Raw genomic sequence first — 462 nt, 5'->3', positions numbered from 1 at the left:
ATGCCAGCCTGTCACGCTGGAGGTCGAGGGTTCGAGTCCCTTCCAGGTCGCCAAAATAATTAAATACGCGGGAATATGGCTCAGTTGGTAGAGCAATTGACTGTTAATCAATGGGTCACAGGTTCGAGTCCTGTTATTCCCGCCAATATGCTAGTGTGGCTCAACGGTAGAGCAGCTGACTTGTAATCAGCAGGTTGTAGGTTCGATTCCTATCACTAGCTCCAACGTGGAGGATTTCCCGAGCGGCCAAAGGGGGCAGACTGTAAATCTGTTATCGACGATTTCGGTGGTTCGAATCCACCATCCTCCACCAATTAAATATGCGGGTGTAGCTCAATGGTAGAGTTCCGGCCTTCCAAGCCGGCTGTGAGGGTTCGATCCCCTTCACCCGCTCCAAAGAACAACATATAATGTGGGTGCATAGCTCAGCTGGATAGAGCAACGCCCTTCTAAGGCGTGTGT

Annotated in this window: 4 tRNA genes; all 4 read left to right on the top strand. The window is 50.9% G+C overall.

The window, feature by feature from the left end:
* Window positions 1–69: 69 nt before the first annotated feature.
* A tRNA-Asn gene (locus tag RWY47_RS13410) sits at window positions 70–145 on the top strand.
* Window positions 146–149: 4 nt separating this feature from the next.
* A tRNA-Thr gene (locus RWY47_RS13405) sits at window positions 150–224 on the top strand.
* 4 nt (window positions 225–228) lie between these two features.
* Window positions 229–313, top strand: a tRNA-Tyr gene (locus RWY47_RS13400).
* A 9-nt stretch (window positions 314–322) separates the two neighbouring features.
* Window positions 323–396, top strand: a tRNA-Gly gene (locus tag RWY47_RS13395).
* The last annotated feature ends 66 nt before the right edge of the window (window positions 397–462 follow it).

This window comes from Paraclostridium sp. MRS3W1 (assembly GCF_032465715.1).
GTDB lineage: Bacteria > Bacillota > Clostridia > Peptostreptococcales > Peptostreptococcaceae > Paraclostridium > Paraclostridium dentum.
The sequence above is the reverse complement of the archived record's forward strand: the minus strand, read 5'-3'. Positions and strand labels throughout refer to the sequence as shown.